Source organism: Bacillus sp. SRB3LM (assembly GCF_015712745.1).
GTDB lineage: Bacteria > Bacillota > Bacilli > Bacillales > Bacillaceae_G > Bacillus_A > Bacillus_A thuringiensis_K.
In genome coordinates this window covers 169,980-187,305 of the sequence record NZ_VWVQ01000045.1, presented here as the reverse complement: position 1 = coordinate 187,305, position 17,326 = coordinate 169,980, and the positions used below count along the sequence as shown (strand labels likewise).

Below are 17,326 nucleotides of genomic sequence, written 5' to 3'. Positions count from 1 at the left end.
CAATAGAATTTCTATATTGTCAACACCTTTTATGACCTAGTAATAAAAGGTGGTTATATTTTTATAATCATACTTTATTTCACTAAAGAAAATGTATAGATTCCATAAGGTTTTATCCACTATATATAGACATTTTCTTAAACGCCATAGACTCTATCTCATTCAATAACTCTCTATGTAATCAACAAATAGAATCACTTGAATTTAGTTTTATATAAATCCTACTTCTTCATAATGCCCTACCTAATTAATTATATTAAAATAATTTATATCCTCTTTTAATAAAAATAGACTTCTTCTAAAACAACACACATGATTTTCATATAATATGGAAATATTAAAAGGAAAATTGTTCTAAAATCAGGAGGTTTCCGCAATGACAAATGATACATTTCCACAACTGCCGCTATCTTATTGGATTGAATCTACCGAGTTTCCTACTTTTCCTCGTTTATCCGAAAATATAAAAACGAAAGTTGCTATTATCGGTGCTGGTATTACAGGTATTACCACTGCCTATTTACTTGCAAAAGAAGGCATCGATGTGGTTTTAATTGATTCTGGTCGTATTTTAAACGGGACGACTGGGCATACAACAGCGAAAGTAACAGCACAACATGATCTTATTTATGATGAATTAATAAATCATTTCGGTGTAGAAAAGGCCCGGCTTTACTATGAATCAAATAATCAGGCTCTACAATTCATAAACGAAACTGTTCAAACATATAAAATCGACTGTAATTTCTCAAATGAAGATTCATATTTATATACAACTACCGATAACGGATTAAGAAATTTATCAAAAGAATATGAAGCTTATCAAAAATTAAATATACCTTGTGATTATGTTCAATCTCTATCGATTCCTATTCCAGTACAATCTGCGCTTGTAATGAAAAATCAAGCACAATTCCATCCCCTTCTTTATTTAAAAACACTTTTAGAAAAGTTTGTGGAGATGGGCGGAAAGCTCTACGAACAAACAACAGCTATGAATGTGGAAAAGGGAGATTATCCACAAATAATTACAAAAGAGGGCCATCATATCACTTGTGAATATGTCGTCTCTTGTTCACATTTTCCTTTTTATGATGCAAATAGCTTTTTCTTTACGCGAATGTACGCAGAACGCTCCTATGCTCTTGCAATAAAAGCAAAAATGGATTATCCAGGTGGCATGTATTTAAGTATTGATGATCCAAAGCGCTCCTTACGCTATATAACAAACAATGGAGAAAAATTAATTTTGATTGGCGGAGAGAGTCATAAAACAGGGCAAGGAATAAATACGATGCTTCATTATGAAGCACTCTATTCTTTTGCTGAAGCAACTTTTGGAATAGACGAAGTTCCTTATAGATGGTCAGCACAAGATTTAATCACTCTAGATAAGCTTCCTTATATCGGACATATTAACGAAAGAAATCCAAATATATTTGTTGCAACTGGATATCGCAAATGGGGAATGACAACTGGAACTGCTGCCGCTCACCTACTGAAGGACTCCATCCTAAAAGTCCACAGTCCCTATAAAGAACTGTATGCACCATCACGCTTCCATGCAAATCCAGATATAAAAACGTTCCTCTCCCAGAACATTGATGTTGCGAAACATTTAATTGAAGGAAAGATTGAAAATGCATTACGTAAACCAGAAGATCTCGAAGTTGGTGAAGGATCTGTCGTACATGTTAACGGTAAACGGGCAGGTGCTTATAAGGACAAAGAAGGAAAATTACATATCGTCGATACAACTTGTACACATCTCGGCTGCGAAGTTGAATGGAATAATGGTGATTGTACTTGGGATTGTCCTTGTCACGGTTCCCGCTTTTCAATTGAGGGAGACGTTATTGAAGGTCCAGCAGATCAACCGTTAAAACGAGTTGATAATGAGTAAACCAATAAAGAAGTTCAACAGGTTTCCTGTTGAACTTCTTTATTGATTATAAAACCTTTTCAGATAAATTTCGACACAGGGAGGAAAATATTAACATAAAATAAAATAATATATTCATCTACAAATAAAAGGGGGGGAATACTATGCAACCTTCAGCTCCACCTCATCTAGAATCTACAGAAACTATCTTTTCAAGCTCTATTACAAAACTTGTTGTTTTTATTTGTTGGCTAGCCATTCTAGCTGATGGATATGATTTAGGTATTTACGGTGCCGTTCTTCCAAAGCTCCTAGAAGACAAAAGCTGGGCACTTTCACCAGCTTACGCTGGCACAATTGCAAGCTATGCTTTATTTGGGATGTTTATTGGTGCTATTCTAGTTGGAACTATTACAGATCTAATTGGACGAAAATGGATGCTTATATGCTGTTTAGCGCTTTTTTCTATCACAATGGGACTAGCTGCACTTGCTCCTTCTCACGAATTATTTGGTTTATCTCGATTTATTGGAGGAATCGGATTAGGCGGTGTTATTCCAACAGCTTCAGCACTTACTGTTGAATATTCACCAAAAAAACGACAATCTTTTATTTATGCTCTTATGTTTACTGGCTATCCTTTAGGTATCGTGTTAGGCGCTATTTTGTCTATGTTTATGTTAGAAAGTTTCGGATGGAGAACTATGTTTGGCATCGGAATGATTCCACTACTCCTCATTCCTTTCATTATTCGTTATTTACCTGAATCCATTCAATTTTTATTATCACGTAATCGCCAAAAAGAAGTGGACCAAATCCTTAATCGTTTTCAAATTGTATTCTATGCGAAAAATGAAACTTATCAAACTCCGTCTAATATACGAAAGAAAAATGGATTTCTTACTTTATTCTCAAAAGAATACATAAAAGCAACGCTACTTTTTTGGATCACTTATATAATGGGAATGTTTTTAATATACGGTTTAAATACTTGGTTACCTCAGATGATGCGACAGGCAGGATACCCTCTTGGATCTAGTTTATCATTTCTACTTATGCTAAATATTACTGCCGCTATCGGTGCATTATTTGCTGGAGCAATCGCGGATCGTATAGGAGCTAAAATCGTTATTAGCATCTCCTATCTTATGGCAGCTATATGTATTGGACTATTAACAATTAAACCATCTGTTACAATCATTTATCTTTTAATTGGTCTTGCTGGAATTGGATCAGTCGGTATTACTCAAATATTAAATGCATATGTAACCCAATACTTCCCATCACATATCCGAGCTACTTCCTTAGGCTGGGGACTTGGACTTGGCCGAGTTGGTGCAATTGCTGGCCCTATTCTCGTCGGTATTATTATGACAATGCAATATGACTTATCATGGAATTTTTACTTATTCTCCTTTGCAGGTCTTATCGCAGCTATATCTGTTTTCTTTATTCCTACAAAATAAAAAGAGCACAAACTTACTTGTGCTCTTTTTCATATGCTTCAAACAGCATGTCTCGAAATAGTTTATTTAAAATCTCAATATCGATCCCTAACCCCTTTTCAACACCTTTCACGTATTGCCCATAGTAATGAATTTGTTCTTCTAAAAATTGATTCAACACCTTAATTTTCAATCCAACATCTAATTCAGTACCTGCTTTTTTCTTTATTAACAACTTTTCAATTTCATCTAATACGCTACGTTCTAATGATAATTCTGTAATCAATCGGTCAAATTCTACAGGTGGTAAAGTTGCTTTCTCTTCTAGCCACTTACAAGCTAAAATAGGACGTAATACATAAAAGTACTTTTTCAGCTTTACATTCTCACCTTGCAAAAATTCACGATAATTTTTCGAAGCCATATGTAAATAATGATATATCGTTGCTTTTGGATCAAAATTCTTCTCACTCATCTGTTGAAGTAGTTCTGGAAAATTAGAGTTTTTCGAATAAAAAATTGGTGATCGAATCCACTCAAGTAAAGCTGGGTTCGACTTCGCGAATAGTTGCAACGCCTTTCTAATATCCCAACCACTTATATCTAAATCATCACTAATTGGATATTCAATTACATCTCGTTTGTCATGAATTGATAAATACCATTCTACCGGATGTATATAAACAAACCTAACATCATAATCGCTATCTTTCGATGGAAACCCCCAAGCACGACTCCCTGATTCCACCGCAAATAAAATTTTCACATCATTCTCTTTTTCAATTCTTTCTAACTCCAACTCGATTTTCTCTCTCATTTCATAACATCTCCATTTTTTGATTATTTCCTTGGAAATTCGACAATACACTATCAATTTTACTACATACTAAAAAAACTGTCAGAAATTACTGACAGCCCAATGAAACTTCTATTATTGCTTTTCGATTACAGTAGCAGCAATTCGTTCAAACTCTTTTTGAATCTCCTCTTTATATGCATCTACTACTGAAAAATCCATAGCAGCAATATAAATTCGTTCTAATTTATCACGAACCGATTTTGCTTTTGCTAAGAAAGACATCGCCTCATTCATTTTTGCTTTATATTGAATGGAAACATCACGAATTTCCTTCGCATATTTCTCATCCGTCCCTGGGGTAACAATAAGGGCATACATATCAATAATTTCATCACCCTCGCGACTTGGAAAATATTCATGTGGTGCAGTGCTATCAAAAATTGCAAAGCCTAATTCTCTTACGATAACCATATCAAGACTATTCGGATCAAATCCGCAATGATATACTTCAACTTCAAACCCTTTTTCTTCAGCTGCCCTAGCTAACTTTTTGAGCATCGTTGATTTTCCAGAGCCTGGGCGCCCTTTTATAAAATAACGATATGGTAACCCTTCTGTTAAATTAGGAACAAAATCAACTGCTCCTTTCGGTGTAGCAGCTCCTAAAAAACGATGTTTTACAAGCGATTGTCTCCCGCTTTTATCTGCAAATAATTTCTGGATTAGCTGATCGGTTAATTCATTTGCTTTATTAAAATCTATATTATCAATATATATCTTCTCCCACTCATCATGTATAAGCAATGCCTCTTTAAAACATGCGTAAGCAGACTGAAAAGCTTTGCTTGCTTCTGAAACAAATCTTTCAATTTCTAACTTCTGCTTCCTTAGTTTATCTGAATCCCAAGCAATTCCTAAATTTATATACTCTTCAACAACTCCTGGCATTTTGGGCTCAATTACATGTGGTGATGTCCCATCAACAATTCCTACTTTTAATTTTGGGATAATTACACCATCAACCGATTTATTGTCAGAAGAACAATGTAAAAATTCAATATCATATCCTTTTTCAACCCATTCACGACCGATTGCCTTTATTAAAGAAGATTTCCCCGTTCCTGGACCACCCTTTAAGATAAATAATCTGTCTAACCCTTTTAAATTCTCTTCATATAAATTATGAAATCCCCTAGCTGTATTACCACCAGCATAATAATTCAATACATTTCCTGTCACTGCACTCACTCCTTCGCAGCATTCTATTTACATAAGCTACAATATGCGCGTAGCTTTATTTGGGTGAATACCTATTTTGTATTGCACGCAAAAAGGAAATGAATTACAATTTAACTATCGGAAAATTCCGGTTTTAAAATTAAATACTTCTTTATCAAGAGAGGCAGAGGGACCGGCCCTTTGAAGCCCAGCAACCTCAGTTTATACAAACTGAATAGGTGCTAATTCCTGCAAAATGCATTGCATTTTGGAAGATAAAATTCAACTAGCATGTAAAGCTCACCTTTCTTGATATTGAAGGGTGAGCTTTTTATTATTTGAAAAACATATATTGGAGGTATGTAAAATGAAAGTAATTGATTTATCGCAAACATTTGAAAATAATATGTCTCAATTTCCTGGAACACCTAAAATACAACTAGAAGCTGTTACAAGTGTTGAAGAATCAGGCTATCAAGTTACAGATTTTCATTCTGTCGTTCATGTTGGCACGCATTGTGATGCTCCTGCGCATTTTATTTCAGGCGCAACGACTATCGATCAATTACCCCTAAATCAATTTGTAGGCGAAGCGATTCTTATTGATGTAACTCATGTACAAGAACGAAAACTACCTAAAGAAGTACTGCACGATGCTGATATAAGAGAAGGAGATATTGTTATTTTCCATTCCAATCTATCTACTAAATGGAATACAGAGGCGTATGAGAAAGAAGCTTTTTATCTTTCTGAAGAATTAGCCGAGGAACTAGTACAATTAAAAGTAAAATCTGTCGGTTTAGATTTTATTTCTCCTGATGAGGTAACGACAGAAACATCACCAATTCATCACATACTACTTGGGAATAATATTTATTTAATCGAAAACTTAACAAACTTAGATGCCATTCACACGAAACGTTTCTTCTTCTCAGCAGCACCTTTAAAAATTAAAGATAGCGACGGTGCTTTCGCAAGAGCATTCGCTGTAATTTTTTAAACAAACTATACAAAAAAGCAAAGATCATCATTGACCTTTGCTTCTATTTTTTTTATTTAAATTAAGAAAGAATTGCTCAACATGGGGACGTAACCAAGCTAAATAATCCTTCTCTTTCTTCTTTGTACAAGCTATTTCTTCCCCATCTACCATTTCAACAAGTTCTAGTTCTAACAGTTGCTTCGTGAATGCTAACATATTCACTTCTTCGGATGGATACTCTTCTTTTAATTTCTCCTCAATTTCCCTCAATAAAAAACCGTCACGCATCATTGCCAATGCATCAATCCAAAGTGGCGGCATTTCATATTTTTCTCCTGTAATTGTATCTTTTACAATATAATTCTTTTGCTCTTTTCGAAATTGAATCGTGTGTAAACATACAGTCGAATTTAATGTTAATTCCATCATACCACCTCTTTCATAATATCTGCATAGAAAAAAGGATGCGCGTGCACCCCTTCTTATCTTTTCATAACACTACTGAACCGCTACATGAGCAATCAATCTCATGTCGATATTTTCCTCCATTATAAACGAAGTATTTTATAAAAAAAACCCTTCTTGAAACATTTTATAAAATGTTTATATTTACACAACAAGAACACTTTTCTGAAAAATCTTTTCTCCCAATACATTAAACGGTCGGCAGAAAAATTTCTACTTTTGTTCCTACTCCTATACTACTTTGGATTGTGATACTCCCTTGATGTTCCTTAATAATTTTATATGTAATCATTAATCCAAGTCCTGTACCAGTTTCCTTTGTTGTGTAAAACGCCTTGCCGATTTTTTCTAACTTCTCATTCTCTATACCAAATCCTTGGTCTTCAACAGAAATACACAAATATCCTTGCATTTTTTGATATGCACGGATATGGATTTCTCCACCCTCTGGCATTGATTCTATTCCATTTTTAATGATATTTAATAATACTTGTTTTAATTGCTTATCATTACCGTTTATAGTTGGTAAATTCCCATCTACTTGTAAATAACATTTAACTCTATATTGCATTGCATAACTTTCCATTAGATGCACAACATATAGAAGGATGTCTCGTATATTACACCTTTCATAATTTGTTGGCTTTGGTTTTCCTAACAACATTAATTCACTAACAAATCCATTGACTCTTTCAATTTCTTGTAGCATAATGTCGTAGCTCATCGTATCAGTTGGATTTCTTTCTTTTTGCATTTGCGTAAATCCTTTTAACGCTGTTAACGGATTTCGAATTTCATGGGCAATTGTTGTAGACATAGTCCCAATCACAGCTAAATTTTCCGTCTCTTTCATATTGTTCATCATTTCAACCACTGTTCTTACATAAGATTGAAATCGTTTTAATAAAGAATGTGAAATAATGAAATAAAATACACATAAAACAAGTGGAATTATCACTTTTAAATCTTGTAATAGCAATGTGAAAAATACGTACTTTCCAATTACACTAAAGGACACTAAATAAAAGTATTTTTTATTCACGAAAACTGGGGCAAATAAAATTAATAACATTTCTACCATACTGCCATGTTCAAAAGGTCTATCCGTTCGCAAATAAATCATTAAATTATTAACAAGATTGATAAACATGTACCCAAATAAAAATAAATATTTTACAGAATATACATATCCTCTTTTTTGAAGATATATAGAAATAGGTAATAATGCCATTACAAATATAGGCACACCTATCCCAAGACTACCTTCTGGCCAACCTACCGCTGTTCCACTAATATTCATAGCAGGATATACAAAATAATATATAGCGTCATATAAAAAGAATATAATATAGAATAATAATATAAATACCTTTAAGGCTCTTCTTTCTTCATAAATCAAGCTCTTGTATTTATTCATATAAAAACTCCCCTTGATCGATACAAAAAACTTTCATTGTTATTCTCCTTAAAGTATAAGTATGAAATTGCTTTCAGGGCAATATTTAACCTTATAATACTAAAAGGAAGGAGATCTCTCCTTCCTTTTAGTAACAACTTACATCCATCTTACCCTGTCATGTAACAATCCATCCGTAAAATTATTATGCCCCATTACAAAATCCTTCATATATAAATTTAAATACTCACCGTACTTACTTTCTGTATTTAATAACAACTCCTCGACGTAATAAGCACCTTGTTCAAATTGATCTAAAAGTAAACTGGACAGGCCCGCATAAATCCCGCACCCTACCTGAAAATACGTTGCATTCGTTTTATATTTACGAAAAACTTTGCTACTATTCATCACATTATACATATATGTCTCACTATTTTCATAAACGAGTAACACACCCACCAAGTCCTCTCCAGCAACCTCTTCTTCCGCTGGATTAAACACTTTACGATTCCAGTTCCATAAATCTTCTACTTGATCTAAGTTCTGTCTAATTATATTTGTTGTATACTCATTAATTCGGTAAAGAAAACCAACTTCCATATTAAAGTTTTTCCCTAAAATTAATACTTCCTCATGTGGCATTAAACAACCATAGAATTCTTTTTCTCCTAACTTCACTTTATACTCTGAAGAATATACATCTTCATAAAAGTAAAGAGGACGATGATGACTCATATACATCGGATAACTCCAGATCGCTTCATCTAAAAATCGCTCTACTGCCCATGAAGCATAAAGTGTATGTGGCTTTATAAGTGCTGTATCATTCAAAAATGATGTGTCATGTTCTACAATATAACATGCTCTTGGCCTTTCATTTGGTCGTTCCTTCATAAGCTCAACAACCATCCATTGAACAACACCTGGATTCATACCTGAACCTATAATCGCTTTTGTATTTGTAAATTTCTCTTTCTCCTTCTCAAACCTTGTATATCTTTCCGTAAGCTGAAAGCCGATTAAGCTGTCGTCCTGATCTACTGCTTCATTTTCCAAGGCTGAATTAATATAGCAAATTCCTAATTCATTACAGCAGCTTAATACTCTAATTGTATCTGCCCCTGAAACATCAATCACAACACTCGTACTTTTTTCTTTTAAATGTTCTTTAAATTCCACTACATTTTGAAGGTTTATCTCATATAAATATAATTGACCTTTCAAATTCGAAAACAACTCATCATAATAAGTCCTATCTTTTTGTTTTATATCCACCAAATGAAATTTGGCATTCTTTAATACTTCATAAATTGGATCTTTTTCATTTGCTATCGCTTGATTTAAAATTGCTAAAACTGCTTTTGCTGCTCCACCAGCACTACCAAGTAATGTAATCGATAACGGATTTAGAAACTGCTCCACCAACAAAACTCCTTTAATAAATTAGTTGAGCAGCTCCTTCTCAAAAAATAAATTGAATACATAAAAAGATAGCTCGTACACATTTCTTTATAAATTAGTACAAAATTTTTTTAAAAAATCACACCATAATATATTTATATTCAATTCATTTTTCCCCTCATATTCAAATCGAGCTAAACAAATAGGCTCGACCTTTTCTTCTGCATATAAAAGAAAAAGCCAGCCCTTTCAACTAGCTTACGGACAATGGACAGATTTTACATGTTGAATATTTACATACATTTTCGCATCACGTGCTTTTAATATTTCAATATGCCCTTCATCAATCTTCGCCATCTTTCCGATCTTATTAGATTCCTCACCTAAATCGAACACCATGATTTTGCCAGACATTTTAATAAGTTGTTCTTCAAACGTTCGAGCTAACGTAATATTTAACGGATTTACGGGGAGTTCATTTTTATTGAGGTCATACGGCACTTGGTTTTCTTTATACGGAATTAACCATTTTAAATGTTTTAAAGATATATATACCGTTTTATAAACCGGACTATAAAAAACAATATAATCATTCATCACACTTGTAACATAACCATGTATTGGAGCACTTCCTGCTACATAAACTTCTGTAAAAATTCCTTTAGAAGTACTTAATACTTTTCTCAAAGAAATGGAAGGGGATTCTCTCTTAATTACAGAATCAACATCTGGTTTTAATATTTCTTCGTCATATGGTCTTAAAAATTTATAGTATTGTACATGATATAAAGATATATATACATAGTCTTGTCCATTGTAAAGAACAATGATATCATTTCCTACATCTATTAATACACCTTTAAACCTTTTTTCACCGATTAATTTAACATATATATTTTCTCCAATACTTTTGTTTAACTCATTCATCTATATCCTCCTTCCTATGAATTTCTTCTTACCTGTCTTCCATTTCTAAAAAAATAATCAGGGCAAAGTTCTGTTTTAATAGTAAGTAATTCCTTTTCATACTATCGAAATAAGAAATTGTTCTTCTCTTTCCCTCATAATGCCCCTCTTATTTATTAAACATTATTCATCTTCATTCTTTTTACATTTAACTACTTGGCTCACACTCTTAATATGAGACTTAATTACATAAATAACTTCATCACAGTTTACTAGTGTAATACAGTCATGGTGTACCTCACTTAATAAACCTTCCACACACTCTGGACCGCCACGATTAATTTTTACCCACTTATACTTCAAGTCTTTTAATATATCTAAAAAAGTATCCTCATCAGAGCAGAAACATGAACTATAGCAATCGCCACATTTACTTTCTTTCACTTTCTTAACTAGACTCTTCACATGTTTTAACTGGTAATACACTAATTCACCATGAGGTAATTGTAACGTTAGATAATCTTTGCCTAACGATACGAGCTCACCTACTCGACTTTCTGGTCCACGAAGGTTTACTTTTACAGTCTCACCAACTAAACATTTAATTTGGTCACAGCATAATACGTTCTCCAATTTTGTATCCCCCTTTCTTATTATCTTCCTCTACTTGATTGTCTTTGGGCACGAGCGCGACCTGAATTATTGCTACTACTTTCTTTACTGCTACTATCGTCGCTCTCATCGCTCTCTCCGCATGCTAATGCATTATAGTTAACGCTTTTAATATGCTTTATTGCAATTAATATAACTTCTTCTTTTGCAATTACTGTCACAAAGTCACAAGAAACATCTTGTAAAATGCCTTCCACTTTCTCTGGACCACCGCGATTAATTTTCACCCAGCAATATTTGAAAGTTTGCAGTAGTGCTTCAAAGTCTTCTGCACATTCGCAATCTTCCCATTCGCAATCACTTGATCCACAGTCTTTCGCATTTTTTGTAATACTTTTTAGATGACTAAGTTGATAGTAATACAGTTCACCTTTTTCATTCTGCAATACGAAGTAGTCCGGACATACTGATATTATTGTTCCTTTTTGAGATTCTGGACCACCCCTGTTTACTCTCACAAAAGATCCAATTAAGTCTTTCAAAAAATCACAATGAAATATACTCACGAGAAAACCCCTTCCATTAATTTATAAGCTTTTGCACTGATAGTATATGTATCTGTACAGGTTACGTTCTCTATGTTTGTCCTAGCTAGAAAAAAATATGCTTTTAACATGGTAGACTACTACCTATCAAAATTTGAAGAAAGGCTAAGAACTCCTTATATTTTTGATATCTTCAAACAAAAAATCCCTTATGAAGATACATTTCTGCATATCTTCATAAGGGATTTCCCATAGTTTAATCTTCGTCTTTAACATCCATATCTTCTGGAATTGGTTCGTTCAATATTTCTTCCACTAATTGCTTATATTTCTCCATTTGTTCTAAATGTGTATTAAATTGTTCTTTATTTACTAAATATTGCTCTCCATCGAATAGCGCACGAATTTTCTTTTGCTGAATTAACTCTTCAATATACGATTTTGGTAAATTCAAATACTCCGCAGTCTCTTCTACTGTTATATACAATGCGTTCATTCCTTTATTATTTTTTCATCTATACTGTATCTTACTTTATTTTTGTAAACAAATAAAAAAGATTTTGTAAATGCAGTTCAAAAAGCAGGTAGATGCATTCCATATATTGTATAGTATTATATAGTAAGAATTTTTTAAATATAGAATGGTATTACCCATTTACACAAAGGAGAGTTAACATATGGCTACTCGTCACATCATTACAATGTTAGAAAAAACACTACAAGTTGAAACAGAAAACACAATTTCTCATTTGAATGTATCTTTATCTGATCGTTTTCTTTCTCAAAGCACAGCAATACATGAAAACAATTGTTATCATACAATTGGTGAATGGTACAAAAATCATTTCTTATTCCAACAAGATGATTTCCTTTGGGCTAAATATGCTTTCTATGACGCATATTGTGAAGCCATCAAAAAACAAGGTCATCTTACAAAACGTGTTCGCCAAATATTAGAATCATTAGCTCGAATGCATGGAAAACAGTATATTGCTTCTATACTAAATATGCCATTCCCTAATGAACGCGCTAAAGGGACAGCGTAATTTAGCCATGTTCTGCGTAAGCAAAACATAGCTAAATTGTTTTCTAGGATGCTTTACCAATAAAATGTTCATATGATATGAACTGATGAAACCGGTGTCATTATAATGATTGAAAATATAGTAAACAGGAAATCCCCCACGTACATCTCTCATCCATTTGAATAGAGAAGTATGTGGGGGTATACTTGTTCCTTATTATTTCATCATCTGCTTAATCAGTTCGCGATTTCTCTTCTTAAATACTTCATTATGAGAAGAAACCATTCCGTACTCACTTGCATCTGGTTGGATAAATTGCTTTGCTTTATTCACAGCATTTCCAGCATCTTGGAATGCACCTGCAATTAAGTGTAGTTTCCCTTCGTGCTTTAAAATATCTCCAGCAGCATATAATCCATCTACTGAAGACTCACTATTTGCATTACCTGCAATATAATAATTATCTATAATTGCAACGTCTAACTCACTATTTTCCAATAATGTAATGTCGCGTTCATATCCATGATTAATAATAACTTCATCAATAGGTAAATGAGAAATCTCACCTGTTTCATGATTTGTTAATTCTACATATTCGATCGCTTCATGATTATCACCAGCAATTAATTTTGTAATCGATGTATTAAAGAAACACTCCGCTGAGCTATTCATAAGTTGTTTTACTTGTGCTTCATGACCAGATAATTCTTCTTTTCTATACGTTACATACACTTTTTTCGCAATTGGTTCCAATTCATTTGCCCAATCAACAGCAGAATTGCCTCCACCGGAAATAATAACTGTTTTACCTTTGAAACGCTTTAAAGATTTAACTGTATAATTTAAATTCGATACTTCAAATCGCTCAGCACCTTCAATAGATAACTTTTGCGGTTTCAATATACCACTTCCTGTTGCGACGATAACTGTTTTTGAAAAGTGTTCTTCCCCAGTACTTGTTTTTAATGTAAAAGTACCATCTTGATTACGAATAATTGATTCCACTTTTGTATCTAATACAACTTCTGGCTTAAATGTTAACCCTTGCTTTACAAGTTGTTCAATTAACTTATCACCTGTAACTGGCAATAGTCCTCCTACATCCCAAATCATTTTTTCCGGATACACATGTATTTTTCCACCTAAATGTGGTTGAAATTCTATTATTTTCGTTCTCATTTCTCTGAGTCCACTATAAAAAGCTGAATAAAGCCCTGCAGGTCCTCCACCTATCACGGTTACATCAAACAATTCTTCTCGATTCATTCGTGCTCACTCCTCAGCTACTAATCATTGATTATCATTCTCAATAAAATATAACCTGTTTCCGCAAAATTTACAATCAAAATTACTATTGACAATACACCTATATAAAATTATATTATTTAAAGAATCAATAGTGATAATCATTATCATTTTGTTAATAATTAGCAAATTTGAGATTACATCTTCTTTCATTAATATGGTTAATACTATATTATAAAATCTCATATTCAAGATTTTTAATAAATTATTTTGCTTTACCACTACTCTTTCAAAAAGATTACAGTTAAACAAATTATTGTATACACATACCATCTATGTTAAAGGAGAAAGACGATGAAAAAGTTATTTATTTCACTAACAGTTCTTTTCGTTCTTGTTATGAGCGCTTGTAGCAATAGCTCTACAGACAAAAAGAACGATGCAAAAGGTAGTAAATCAGAAAAAATTACATACCAATCTGAAAATGGTAAAGTAGAAGTTCCTGCAAATCCAAAACGCGTTGTTGTATTATCATCATTCGCTGGTAACGTAATGTCATTAGGTGTAAATCTTGTTGGGGTAGATTCATGGTCTAAACAAAACCCACGTTTTGAAAGCAAACTTAAAGATGTTGCTGAAGTATCAGATGAAAATGTTGAAAAAATCGCTGAACTAAATCCAGATTTAATCATCGGTTTATCAAATATTAAAAATGTCGATAAGTTAAAGAAAATCGCTCCTACTGTAACATACACTTACGGAAAAGTTGATTACTTAACACAGCATTTAGAAATCGGTAAGTTATTAAACAAAGAAAAAGAAGCAAAAACTTGGGTTGATGACTTCAAGAAACGTGCACAAGAAGCTGGTAAAGAAATTAAAGCAAAAATCGGTGAAGATGCTACAGTTTCTGTTGTAGAAAACTTCAACAAACAGCTTTATGTATACGGCGAGAACTGGGGCCGCGGAACAGAAATTCTGTACCAAGAAATGAAATTAAAAATGCCTGAAAAAGTAAAAGAAAAAGCATTAAAAGAAGGTTATTACGCATTATCTACTGAGGTATTACCTGAATTTGCTGGTGATTACTTAATCGTAAGTAAAAATAAAGATACTGATAACTCATTCCAAGAGACAGAATCATATAAAAACATCCCAGCAGTAAAAAATAATCGCGTATATGAAGCAAACATGATGGAATTCTATTTCAATGATCCACTTACATTAGATTTCCAACTAGACTTCTTCAAGAAGAACTTTCTTGGTAAATAATACAAACATGAGGAATTCTTAATTTAAGAATTCCTCTTCCTTTATTCTATGAACAGAAAAGATGTGAAACGAATGACAAAAGATCATGAAAATCCACGTTCTATAGCTTTTACATACAAACTAATTTTAAGCTTAATTGCATTCTTTCTTATTTTTATCGTTGCAATGGTATTAGGTGCTGCAGATACTTCGATAAAAGATGTATGGTTAGCACTCACTTCCTCGGCTAAAGGAGACAAAATATCTATTATTCGAGAAATACGTTTACCACGTGAAGTTGCTGCTATTTTTGTAGGAGCTGGATTAGCCGTTTCTGGAGCAATTATGCAAGGATTAACACGAAATCCACTTGCAGATCCTGGATTATTAGGGCTATCTGGTGGAGCGAATGCTGCGCTTGCACTGACACTTGCTTTCAACCCTTCCATCAGCTATCTTTACTTAACATTAGCTTGCTTTATCGGTGCTGCAATTGGCGCAATTATGGTATTTGGAATTGGTATGGTAAAAAAAGGCGGCCTTTCTCCTCTTCGAATTGTATTAGCGGGCGCTGCAGTTTCCGCATTTCTACTTGCAATTTCAGAAGGAATCGGCATTTACTTTAAAATTTCACAAGATGTATCACTTTGGACTGCTGGGGGCGTAATTGGAACAACTTGGAGCCAATTAAAAATTATTATTCCAGTCATTTCAATTAGTATCTTTATCGCTATCTTACTAGCAAAAAAATTGACAGTTCTTAGTTTCAGTGAGGAAGTGGCTATTGGACTAGGTCAAAAAATTATTGTTATTAAAACTATTTTATTTATCATTATTATCTTACTTGCAGGTGCATCTGTAGCACTTGTTGGAAATATGGCATTTATCGGCTTAATGGTACCTCATATGGTACGCCCAATTGTCGGTCCAGATTACCGATTTGTTATACCAATGTCAGCAATTGCTGGAGCTTCCTTTATGCTACTTGCAGATACAATCGGACGTACTATTAACGCTCCATACGAAACACCAGTTGCGGCAATTGTCGCGATTGTAGGGTTACCATTCTTCCTATTCATTGTACGTAAAGGGGGAAAAACATTCTCATGATGCAATCTATTTTAAGAAAACAGCGTCTTATTATACTCGCTTTACTTATAATAATCATCACAACCATTGTAGTTGGAATGGGGCTTGGTTCAGCATCTTTATCTTATGATCGACTACTCCCAACCTTAATGGGGAAAGGGACTTTTAAAGAGGAGTTCGTTTTATACTCTTTAAGACTACCTAGAATCGTCATTACATTATTAGCTGGTATGGCTCTCGCTTTATCAGGGGCTATATTCCAAGGAATTACTCGAAATGATTTAGCTGAACCTGGTATTCTCGGAATCAACTCTGGGGCCGGTGTTGCTGTTGCTATTTTCTTTTTATACTTTCCAATAGATGTAGGTTCATTTCTTTACTTACTACCTGTAGTTGGATTTATCGGAGCATTTCTGACAGCTGTTCTAATTTACGTATTTTCATATAGTAAGTCAACTGGACTTCAGCCAATCCGATTAACATTAACCGGTATCGGTTTTGCATTTGCACTATCTGGAACGATGATTGTCCTTATCTCATCCGCAGATCGTATGAAAGTAGACTTTATTTCAAAATGGATTGCCGGAAATATTTGGGGAGATGACTGGATCTTTGTTTTAGCAATGCTCCCATGGTTAATCGTATTCATTCCATTTATTTTCTATAAAGCAAATCGATTAAACATTTTAGCATTAAACGAACCAGTCGCAATAGGCGTTGGAATTGAAATTGAAAAAGAACGCAGGTACTTATTAGTTGCAGCCGTTGCACTTGCAGCTGCAGCTGTTTCCGTAACAGGAGGAATTAGCTTTATCGGATTAATGGCTCCTCATATCGCGAAATCTTTAGTAGGTCCAAGACATCAAATCTTCATGCCTATCGCCCTTTTAATCGGCGGATGGCTATTATTATTAGCAGATACAATTGGACGAAATATCGTTGATCCTAATGGCATTCCAGCAGGTATTGTCGTTGCTTTAATTGGGGCTCCTTACTTTATGTATTTGTTGCTTAAGAAGGCGTAAAAAACACCCTCAAGATCTTTTCTTGAGGGTGTTTTCG

The 17,326-nt window shown here is 33.7% G+C and carries 17 protein-coding genes and 1 riboswitch; of the genes, 7 read left to right on the top strand and 10 right to left on the bottom strand.

Translation table 11 applies throughout. The features are described 5' to 3' along the window. The first annotated feature begins 376 nt into the window (after positions 1-376). Positions 377-1,903 (top strand): FAD-dependent oxidoreductase, encoded by a 1,527-nt coding sequence (locus F3I02_RS18625; RefSeq protein ID WP_000180401.1) that lies wholly within the window; start codon positions 377-379, stop codon positions 1,901-1,903. Positions 1,904-2,046: 143 nt separating this feature from the next. Continuing rightward, positions 2,047-3,348: an MFS transporter gene (locus F3I02_RS18620; RefSeq protein ID WP_196478291.1), complete on the top strand. Its 1,302-nt coding sequence runs from the start codon at positions 2,047-2,049 to the stop codon at positions 3,346-3,348. A 13-nt stretch (positions 3,349-3,361) separates the two neighbouring features. Here the strand turns inward: F3I02_RS18620 and F3I02_RS18615 are convergent, their stop codons facing one another. Both F3I02_RS18615 and F3I02_RS18610 read right to left on the bottom strand, forming a co-directional pair. Beyond that, the gene (locus tag F3I02_RS18615) at positions 3,362-4,144 is read right to left on the bottom strand and encodes a nucleotidyltransferase domain-containing protein (RefSeq protein WP_001208239.1); all 783 of its coding nucleotides are present in this window, start codon (positions 4,142-4,144) and stop codon (positions 3,362-3,364) included. Positions 4,145-4,258: 114 nt separating this feature from the next. Continuing rightward, on the bottom strand, positions 4,259-5,365 hold the full coding sequence (locus tag F3I02_RS18610; protein WP_000147469.1) for a PRK06851 family protein: 1,107 nt from the start codon (positions 5,363-5,365) through the stop codon (positions 4,259-4,261). Between the two features lie 148 nt (positions 5,366-5,513). Further along, positions 5,514-5,626: riboswitch (SAM riboswitch) on the top strand. An 85-nt stretch (positions 5,627-5,711) separates the two neighbouring features. On the opposite strand from F3I02_RS18610, the gene F3I02_RS18605 reads away from it, so the two are divergent. After that, complete coding sequence (locus tag F3I02_RS18605; RefSeq protein ID WP_000862984.1) at positions 5,712-6,344, top strand: cyclase family protein; 633 nt, start codon at positions 5,712-5,714, stop codon at positions 6,342-6,344. 27 nt (positions 6,345-6,371) lie between these two features. Here F3I02_RS18605 and F3I02_RS18600 read toward each other — a convergent pair whose 3' ends face one another. The 7 genes from F3I02_RS18600 to F3I02_RS18570 form a co-directional block, all read right to left on the bottom strand. Further along, positions 6,372-6,752 carry a hypothetical protein gene (locus F3I02_RS18600; RefSeq protein WP_046945089.1) on the bottom strand — a complete coding sequence of 127 codons (381 nt, stop codon included), beginning with the start codon at positions 6,750-6,752 and terminating at the stop codon, positions 6,372-6,374. 229 nt (positions 6,753-6,981) lie between these two features. Then, positions 6,982-8,208 carry an ATP-binding protein gene (locus F3I02_RS18595; RefSeq protein ID WP_196478290.1) on the bottom strand — a complete coding sequence of 409 codons (1,227 nt, stop codon included), beginning with the start codon at positions 8,206-8,208 and terminating at the stop codon, positions 6,982-6,984. A 138-nt stretch (positions 8,209-8,346) separates the two neighbouring features. Further along, positions 8,347-9,612, bottom strand: coding sequence for a hypothetical protein (locus F3I02_RS18590; protein WP_000434668.1), 1,266 nt, complete (start codon positions 9,610-9,612; stop codon positions 8,347-8,349). A gap of 237 nt (positions 9,613-9,849) precedes the next feature. Then, entirely contained in the window at positions 9,850-10,518 is a 669-nt protein-coding gene (locus F3I02_RS18585) for an LSm family protein (RefSeq protein WP_001004269.1), read from the bottom strand. Positions 10,519-10,680: 162 nt separating this feature from the next. Further along, complete coding sequence (locus tag F3I02_RS18580) at positions 10,681-11,130, bottom strand: PI-PLC domain-containing protein (protein ID WP_000432506.1); 450 nt, start codon at positions 11,128-11,130, stop codon at positions 10,681-10,683. A 20-nt stretch (positions 11,131-11,150) separates the two neighbouring features. Beyond that, positions 11,151-11,675 carry a hypothetical protein gene (locus F3I02_RS18575; RefSeq protein WP_000021529.1) on the bottom strand — a complete coding sequence of 175 codons (525 nt, stop codon included), beginning with the start codon at positions 11,673-11,675 and terminating at the stop codon, positions 11,151-11,153. A 235-nt stretch (positions 11,676-11,910) separates the two neighbouring features. Next, the gene (locus tag F3I02_RS18570) at positions 11,911-12,150 is read right to left on the bottom strand and encodes a helix-turn-helix domain-containing protein (protein WP_001998970.1); all 240 of its coding nucleotides are present in this window, start codon (positions 12,148-12,150) and stop codon (positions 11,911-11,913) included. A gap of 181 nt (positions 12,151-12,331) precedes the next feature. Between F3I02_RS18570 and F3I02_RS18565 the strand changes: the two genes are divergently transcribed. Continuing rightward, positions 12,332-12,700: a hypothetical protein gene (locus F3I02_RS18565; RefSeq protein ID WP_000235475.1), complete on the top strand. Its 369-nt coding sequence runs from the start codon at positions 12,332-12,334 to the stop codon at positions 12,698-12,700. Positions 12,701-12,895: 195 nt separating this feature from the next. On the opposite strand, the gene F3I02_RS18560 is transcribed toward F3I02_RS18565, so the two are convergent. Further along, positions 12,896-13,945 (bottom strand): NAD(P)/FAD-dependent oxidoreductase, encoded by a 1,050-nt coding sequence (locus F3I02_RS18560; RefSeq protein ID WP_196478289.1) that lies wholly within the window; start codon positions 13,943-13,945, stop codon positions 12,896-12,898. A 333-nt stretch (positions 13,946-14,278) separates the two neighbouring features. On the opposite strand from F3I02_RS18560, the gene F3I02_RS18555 reads away from it, so the two are divergent. Genes F3I02_RS18555 through F3I02_RS18545 form a run of 3 tightly spaced genes read left to right on the top strand, consistent with a single transcriptional unit; the run spans position 14,279 to position 17,289 of the window. Further along, complete coding sequence (locus F3I02_RS18555; protein ID WP_131251898.1) at positions 14,279-15,196, top strand: iron-hydroxamate ABC transporter substrate-binding protein; 918 nt, start codon at positions 14,279-14,281, stop codon at positions 15,194-15,196. A gap of 48 nt (positions 15,197-15,244) precedes the next feature. After that, positions 15,245-16,285: a FecCD family ABC transporter permease gene (locus F3I02_RS18550; RefSeq protein ID WP_002163833.1), complete on the top strand. Its 1,041-nt coding sequence runs from the start codon at positions 15,245-15,247 to the stop codon at positions 16,283-16,285. After that, positions 16,282-17,289, top strand: a complete 1,008-nt coding sequence (locus F3I02_RS18545) for a FecCD family ABC transporter permease (RefSeq protein ID WP_000983739.1) — start codon at positions 16,282-16,284, stop codon at positions 17,287-17,289. The genes F3I02_RS18550 and F3I02_RS18545 overlap by 4 nt, the downstream gene beginning before the upstream one ends. The last annotated feature ends 37 nt before the right edge of the window (positions 17,290-17,326 follow it).

Excerpts from the sequence above, each read along its gene's own strand:
- F3I02_RS18625 (WP_000180401.1), top strand. The coding sequence starts at position 377 with ATGACAAATGATACATTTCCACAACTGCCGCTATCTTATTGGATTGAA.
- F3I02_RS18620 (WP_196478291.1), top strand. The coding sequence starts at position 2,047 with ATGCAACCTTCAGCTCCACCTCATCTAGAATCTACAGAAACTATCTTT.
- F3I02_RS18615 (WP_001208239.1), bottom strand. The coding sequence starts at position 4,144 with ATGAGAGAGAAAATCGAGTTGGAGTTAGAAAGAATTGAAAAAGAGAAT.
- F3I02_RS18605 (WP_000862984.1), top strand. The coding sequence starts at position 5,712 with ATGAAAGTAATTGATTTATCGCAAACATTTGAAAATAATATGTCTCAA.
- F3I02_RS18600 (WP_046945089.1), bottom strand. The coding sequence starts at position 6,752 with ATGGAATTAACATTAAATTCGACTGTATGTTTACACACGATTCAATTT.
- F3I02_RS18595 (WP_196478290.1), bottom strand. The coding sequence starts at position 8,208 with ATGAATAAATACAAGAGCTTGATTTATGAAGAAAGAAGAGCCTTAAAG.
- F3I02_RS18585 (WP_001004269.1), bottom strand. The coding sequence starts at position 10,518 with ATGAATGAGTTAAACAAAAGTATTGGAGAAAATATATATGTTAAATTA.
- F3I02_RS18570 (WP_001998970.1), bottom strand. The coding sequence starts at position 12,150 with ATGAACGCATTGTATATAACAGTAGAAGAGACTGCGGAGTATTTGAAT.
- F3I02_RS18565 (WP_000235475.1), top strand. The coding sequence starts at position 12,332 with ATGGCTACTCGTCACATCATTACAATGTTAGAAAAAACACTACAAGTT.
- F3I02_RS18560 (WP_196478289.1), bottom strand. The coding sequence starts at position 13,945 with ATGAATCGAGAAGAATTGTTTGATGTAACCGTGATAGGTGGAGGACCT.
- F3I02_RS18555 (WP_131251898.1), top strand. The coding sequence starts at position 14,279 with ATGAAAAAGTTATTTATTTCACTAACAGTTCTTTTCGTTCTTGTTATG.
- F3I02_RS18550 (WP_002163833.1), top strand. The coding sequence starts at position 15,245 with ATGAACAGAAAAGATGTGAAACGAATGACAAAAGATCATGAAAATCCA.
- F3I02_RS18545 (WP_000983739.1), top strand. The coding sequence starts at position 16,282 with ATGATGCAATCTATTTTAAGAAAACAGCGTCTTATTATACTCGCTTTA.